This window comes from Solirhodobacter sp., assembly GCF_964715405.1.
This window is the reverse complement of record NZ_CBAICG010000080.1, coordinates 1-6,159: the sequence shown is the minus strand read 5'-3', so window position 1 is coordinate 6,159 and position 6,159 is coordinate 1. Positions and strand designations below refer to the sequence as shown.

The 6,159-nt window shown below is 64.7% G+C and carries 5 protein-coding genes; 2 read left to right on the top strand and 3 right to left on the bottom strand.

Going from position 1 to position 6,159, the window contains the following annotated elements:
• Positions 1-174: 174 nt before the first annotated feature.
• The 3 genes from AC11WY_RS18940 to AC11WY_RS18930 form a co-directional block, all read right to left on the bottom strand.
• Positions 175-1,677, bottom strand: coding sequence for a sugar ABC transporter ATP-binding protein (locus tag AC11WY_RS18940; protein WP_482928376.1), 1,503 nt, complete (start codon positions 1,675-1,677; stop codon positions 175-177).
• A gap of 80 nt (positions 1,678-1,757) precedes the next feature.
• The gene (locus tag AC11WY_RS18935; RefSeq protein WP_482928374.1) at positions 1,758-2,690 is read right to left on the bottom strand and encodes a sugar-binding protein; all 933 of its coding nucleotides are present in this window, start codon (positions 2,688-2,690) and stop codon (positions 1,758-1,760) included.
• 93 nt (positions 2,691-2,783) lie between these two features.
• Positions 2,784-3,791 (bottom strand): ABC transporter permease, encoded by a 1,008-nt coding sequence (locus AC11WY_RS18930; protein WP_482928372.1) that lies wholly within the window; start codon positions 3,789-3,791, stop codon positions 2,784-2,786.
• Positions 3,792-4,203: 412 nt separating this feature from the next.
• Between AC11WY_RS18930 and AC11WY_RS18925 the strand changes: the two genes are divergently transcribed.
• Together AC11WY_RS18925 and AC11WY_RS18920 are read left to right on the top strand one after the other, a co-directional pair.
• Entirely contained in the window at positions 4,204-4,887 is a 684-nt protein-coding gene (locus tag AC11WY_RS18925) for an aspartate/glutamate racemase family protein (RefSeq protein WP_482928370.1), read from the top strand.
• Positions 4,888-4,918: 31 nt separating this feature from the next.
• Entirely contained in the window at positions 4,919-5,974 is a 1,056-nt protein-coding gene (locus AC11WY_RS18920; RefSeq protein WP_482928368.1) for an aldo/keto reductase, read from the top strand.
• Positions 5,975-6,159: the final 185 nt, after the last annotated feature.

The window sequence follows — 6,159 nt, the reverse complement described above, 5'->3', positions numbered from 1 at the left end:
CAGGGTGTTCACCCCCGGCAGGTCGAGCGGCTTGAGATCGAGGTTCAGCACCTCGTAGCCCTTGGCCACCAGATGCGGCACCGCATGCCGACCCGCCTTGCCGGTGCCGCCGGTGAAAACGATGCGTTTGGTCATGTCAGTCTCCGTTCCTTCTTCATTCCGAGGCACATCCGATCAGCCGGTTGCCGCCAGGATCACCCGTTCCTGTGTCGCCTCGCTGCGGGACAGTTCGCCGCTGATCCGCCCCTCCTTCAGCACGATGACCCGGTCGCTGACGGCCAGCACCTCGGGCAGATCGGAAGAGACGACGATGATGGATATGCCGGTCTCGGCCAGCCGGTTCAACAGCGCATGAACCTCGGCCTTGGCGCCAATGTCGATGCCGCGCGTGGGTTCATCGACGATCAGGATGCGGGGGCGGCGCGCCGCCCACTTGGCGATGACGACCTTCTGCTGGTTGCCGCCCGACAGGTTCAGCACCTTCTGCTCGGGCGAGGGAGTCTTGATGCCGAGCTGTCGGATGTAGTCGAGGCAGGCGTTCGTCTCGCGCGACCGGTTCACCACGTCCAGCGTGCAGTAGTCGCCGAGGTGGGTCAGGCTGAAGTTCTCGCGCACGCTCATGCCGAGCACCAGACCCATCTCCTTGCGGTCCTCGGTGACGAACCCGATGCCCTGCGCGATCGCGTCCGCAGGGCTGCCGATAGCAACCTTGCGGCCGTCGATGTGAATCTCGCCGACATGCGAACGGCTGCCGAAGATCATCTCCATCACCTCGGTGCGGCCCGAGCCGACGAGGCCGAAGAATCCCAGAACCTCGCCTCGGCGCAGGTCGAAGGACACGTCGCGAATGCGCGCGCCGCGGGGGCCGGGACGTTTTTCGCCAAAGCCGCGGACCGACAGCAGCACGTCGTCGGTGGCATGGCTGTGGTGTTCACCAAAAAGCTGCGACAGGTCACGGTCGACCATCTTGCGCACAAGGATGTCGCGCGTCATCTCGGCGATGGGGCGCGAATCCACCGTCTCGCCGTCGCGCAGCACGGTCACGCGATCGGCGACCTCGAAGATCTCGTCGAGCTTGTGCGAGATGAAGACGATGCCGATCCCCTGCCCCGCCAGCTTGCGCACCATGCGCAGAAGGATGGACGCCTCGTGGTGCGAAAGCGACGCGGTCGGCTCGTCCATGATGATGAGCTTGGAGTGGTAGGAGATCGCGCGGGCGATCTCGACCAGTTGGCGCTGCCCGATACTGAGGGAACCGACCTTCGCCGAGGGGTCGATTGAGACCTCAAGTTCGGCCAGCGCGGCCTTGGTGTCGGCGAGCATGCGGCGGCGGTTGAGCAAGCCGGTCATCCCCACCGGTTCGCGTGCCAGAAAGACGTTCTCGGCCACGGTCAGATTGTTCACGACCGAGAGTTCCTGGTAAATGATGCTGATCCCGAGGGCGCGGGCGTGGACCGGATCCCTGATCGCGACCTCATGACCCTCGACGCGAATCACGCCGCCCGGATCGGCGTGCAGGACCCCGGTCATGATCTTCATCAGGGTGCTCTTGCCCGCGCCATTCTCGCCGGCGATGACGTGAACCTCGCCCGCGCGCAGGTCCAGATCGACCGACTTCAGCGCCTTGACGCCCGGAAAGGTCTTGGAAATGCCGTGCATTTCGAGAAATGGGGTCATCGGAGCCTCGGTTGCAGGATGCGGCGTCAGCAAGAAAGCGGGGCGAAGCAGAATCTGCTCCGCCCCAGTCAAGGGAGACCTTACTTCGTGTAGTTGCCGAGGTTGCTGGCATCGACCACGGTCACGCCGGTGTCGATGTCCTTGGGCGCGTCGCCGGTGCCCTTGATCTGGTTCACCAGATTCTCGACCGCCAGCTTGCCCATCGTCACGGGGCGTTGCACCATGATGCCGTCGATGAAGCCTTCCTTCACGCCCTTGATGGTGTCGGGCAGGTCGTCGAAGGCGAACACCTTCAACTTGCCCTTCTCGGCCGCGAATTCATTCTCGGCCAGAACTTTCGCAACGGCGGGCCCGCCGACCTGGCTGATGCCGAAGATGCCGGCCAAGTTCGGGTGGCCGCGCAGCAGCGCTTCGGTCACCGAAACAGCCTTGGCCAAGTCGTCCTCGGTGCCTTCGGTGGCCACGACCTTGATGTTCGGATACTTCGCCAGCGCTTCCTTCACGCCGTCGATCCGCTCATTGAGGTTCGAGGCGCCAAGTTGGCCGGTGACGATGGCGATCTCGCCCTTTCCGCCCAGCGCCTTGGCCATTGATTCGCCCATTGTGACGCCAGCCTGCTTGTTGATCGTGCCGATGTACATCGACCGACCACTGTTAGCGCTGTCACTGTCGAACGTGACAACCTTGATCCCGGCCGCCATCGCCTGCTTGATGATGCCTTCGACGGATTTCGGCTCGTTCACCGAGATCGCGATGCCATCGACATGCCGCGCCATCAGGTCTTCGATGATCTTGACCTGGGTCGCGCCCTGCGTGTTGGCCGGAACCACCCACTGGTAGTTCACGCCGAGCGCCTTGGCTTCATCCGAAGCGCCCTTGTTGCAGTCGTCGAAGAACGGCACGGCGACCTTGGGAACCACGGCGATGGTGATGTCCTTGGCGATCGCTGCGGTGCTTCCCAGCAGTGCGGCAAGAACAACGGCGGCTCCGGCAGTTTTCAGAAAATTACGCATCAGTTTCTCCTCCTACCCGATCACGGTGTCTGATCGGGCCTGTTGACGTTGACGTATTCACGTTCAAGTTAGTCGTCGATCCTCGCCTGGTGGTCAGGTTCCTCCTCCAATCCGATTGCGCAACACGTCGAGGCTGACGGCGATGATGATCACGCCGCCGGTGATGGCCTGTTGCGCGTAGGTGTTGATGTTGAGCAGGACGATGCCGTTGGCGATCTCGCCGACCAACGCTGCCCCGATGACGGCCCCGGTGACGCTGCCGATACCGCCCGACAGGCTGGCCCCGCCGATCGCCGCGGCAGCGATCACGTCCAGTTCGGAGCCGAAGCCCGAGGCGGGTTCGGCCGAGAGGTAGCGCGAGAAGGCGATCACGCCGGCCAGAGCCGAAATTGTCGAAGACAGGATATAGACCGCCAGCTTCACCCGACTCGTTTTGACGCCGCTCATCCGGGCAGCAATTTCGTTGCCGCCGGTCGCATAGACATGGCGGCCAAAGCGGGTGCGCACCATGATCAGCGAGAACAGGACCATCAGGACCAGAAGGATCACCACAGGCACCGGAACCGGACCAACATAACCCTGGCCGAGCGCGGCGAAACTGTCCGGCGTTGTCGGGGTCAGTGGAACGCCGTGGGTAATCATGTACATCATGCCGCGCCCGATGCTCAGCGTGCCGAGCGTCGCAATGAAGGGCGGCAGGCCAATCGCAGTGATCAGCAGTCCGTTGGTGATCCCGAAGGCGACCCCCACGCCCAGACCGGCGGCGATGCTGACCGTCTGCGACAGACCGGAGTCAAAGCAGAGCGCCGTCACCAGCCCTGCAAGACCCATCGCTGAGCCCACAGACAGGTCGATCCCTCCGGTGATGATGACCATCACCATGCCGATGCTCATGATCGCGGTCAGCGAAAAGGCCCGCGACACTCCCATCAGGTTGTCGACTGTCAGGAAGTACGGCGTGAAAAGGCTGATCAGGCCCCCGACCACCAGAAGGGCGATCAGCACGTTGACCTCGCGGACGTGCCACAGTCGCGCCAACGACCGGAATGCGCGCGTGTTCATCTTTTCGGACGGCGCGACGTCATCAGTTGCAAACGCCATGAACGCTTCTCCCCCATAGCTTCCTCGCTCTTGCGACGTCTACCCCGAGGCCCCGCGAGGAACCGTGTCTGCGTGCCCGAGCCTTGAAGGCCCTCTTCGTTGCGGCGCAGTCGGTGCAAACACCTGACAATATTTTCGGTCACACTCGCCAAACAGCGCTGTCATTTCCGTGATGCTGACAGCGCTGTCATGATGCGTGCGAGTCGTGATTGTTGTCAATCAGGAAAGTGCGGCACCCGAGACCTTCGGCGTAACCGGGCCGCGCGGCGAAATCGCCCTGTAGCCGCGCGGCCTCCGTTCGCGACTTTCATGTTGCACCCGGCTGTTCGTATCGCTTATCTGACAGCGCTGTCATGTCTCTGCCGGGAGCCCCGCCGTGGAGACAGGTTCCGCGACACACGAGGAGGTCGTCATGCCCCAACCCGCCCCTGTCACGATCGGGCCGCTCGCGATGATCCACACCGTCGCGGGGTTGATTCCGGTGTTTGATGTGCTTGCGCGCCAGCACTTCGCAGACTGGGCGACCTTCAACATGCTTGACGAAAGCCTGCTGCGCACGACGATCCGCGAGGGCCACCTGTCCCAGGTCACCATGCGGCGGCTGTTCGGCCTGGTCTGTTCGGCGGTCGATGCGGGCGCTTCGGCGGTGGTGGTGACATGCTCGTCGCTTGGCCCGGCGGTAGAGGCCGCGCGCCCGCTGTGCCCGGTGCCGCTGTTCCGCATCGACGAAGGCATGGCCCGCGCGGCGGTGGCCGCAGGGCAGCGAATCGGCGTCCTTGCGACGCTTCACACGACGCTTGGCCCGACCACCACGCTGATCCAGCAAACAGCCGCCCGGCAGGGCGCCGATGTCACCGTGGTGTCGCGAGTCAGCGAGGGCGCCTTTGCGCTGCTGCAGGCAGGCGACGTCGCCGGGCATGATGCGCGGGTGGCCGCCAGCCTGCGTGCGATGGCGCCCGAGGTCGATGTGATCGTGCTGGCGCAGGCCTCGATGGCCCGCGCGCTGGAGGCGGTGCGGGCCGATCTTGGCGCGACGCCGGTGCTGACCAGCCCCGAACTTGGAATGGCGCATGTGCGCGCCTGCCTGACCCCCTGAGGCCGCAACCGGCAACCGCAAGGAGATGACGATGGAATACAGAACGCTTGGCCGCTCGGGCCTCAAGGTGTCCGTGCTGACGATGGGCACCTTCACCTTTGGTGGCGCCGGGCCCTTTGCGATGGTGGGCCAGCAGGGCGTGCCCGAGGCGCGGCGGCTGGTGGATCTTTGCATCGACGCAGGTGTCAACCTGTTCGACACCGCGAACATGTACTCGAACGGGCTGGCGGAGGAGATTCTCGGCGAGGTGCTCGACGGGCGCCGTGACCGTGTGCTGATCACATCGAAGGCACGGATGCGAACCGGCGACGGCCCGAATGACGAGGGCGTGTCGCGCCACCACCTGATCCGGGAATGCGAACGCAGCCTGAAACGGCTGCGCACCGACCACATCGACATCTACTACATGCACGAATGGGATGGCACGACCCCGGTCGAGGAGAAGCTCGCCGCCCTCGATACCCTCGTGAGCCAGGGCAAGGTGCGCTATATCGGCTGCTCGAACTACTCGGGCTGGCATGTGATGAAATCGCTCGCCGTCAGCGATCGCGACCGCCGCCCCCGCTTCGTCACCCAGCAGATCCACTACACGCTCGAAGCGCGCGAGGCGGAGTATGAACTGCTGCCGATCTCGGTCGATCAAGGGCTGGGCGTGCTGGTCTGGAGCCCGCTGGCCGCAGGGTTGCTGACCGGCAAGCACCGGCGCGACCAGGCGGCCCCCGAAGGCTCGCGCCAGTTCGCGGGCTGGACCGAACCGCCGATCCGCGATGTGGAAAAGCTGTGGGCCATCGTCGATGTGCTGGTCGAGATCGGCGCGGCACGCGGTGTTTCGGCCGCGCAGATCGCGCTGGCCTGGCTGCTGGGGCGGCCGGGCATCACCTCGCTGGTGATCGGCGGGCGCAACGAAGCGCAGTTCCGCGACAACTTCGGCGCGGTCGGGCTGAAGCTGTCCGAGGACGAGACGAAGCGGCTGACCGAGGTCAGCACGATCCCGCTGATCTACCCCTATTGGCACCAGCGCAACTTCGCCAGCGCGCGCTTCAGCGAAGCCGACTGGGCGCTGCACCGCGACTTCATCGCGGGCTGAAACCGCGGTCTTCGCCAGGCCTCACGCGGGTTTGGCGAAGGCCCGCAGCCATCCCAGCCCGGCCACCGTGTCGCCTGCGGGGCGGTATTCGCAGCCGACGAATCCGGTGTAGTCGAGCGCATCCAGCGCGCGCAGCACGCGAACGTCGTCCAGTTCTCCGGTGCCGGGTTCGTGGCGGTCGGGGA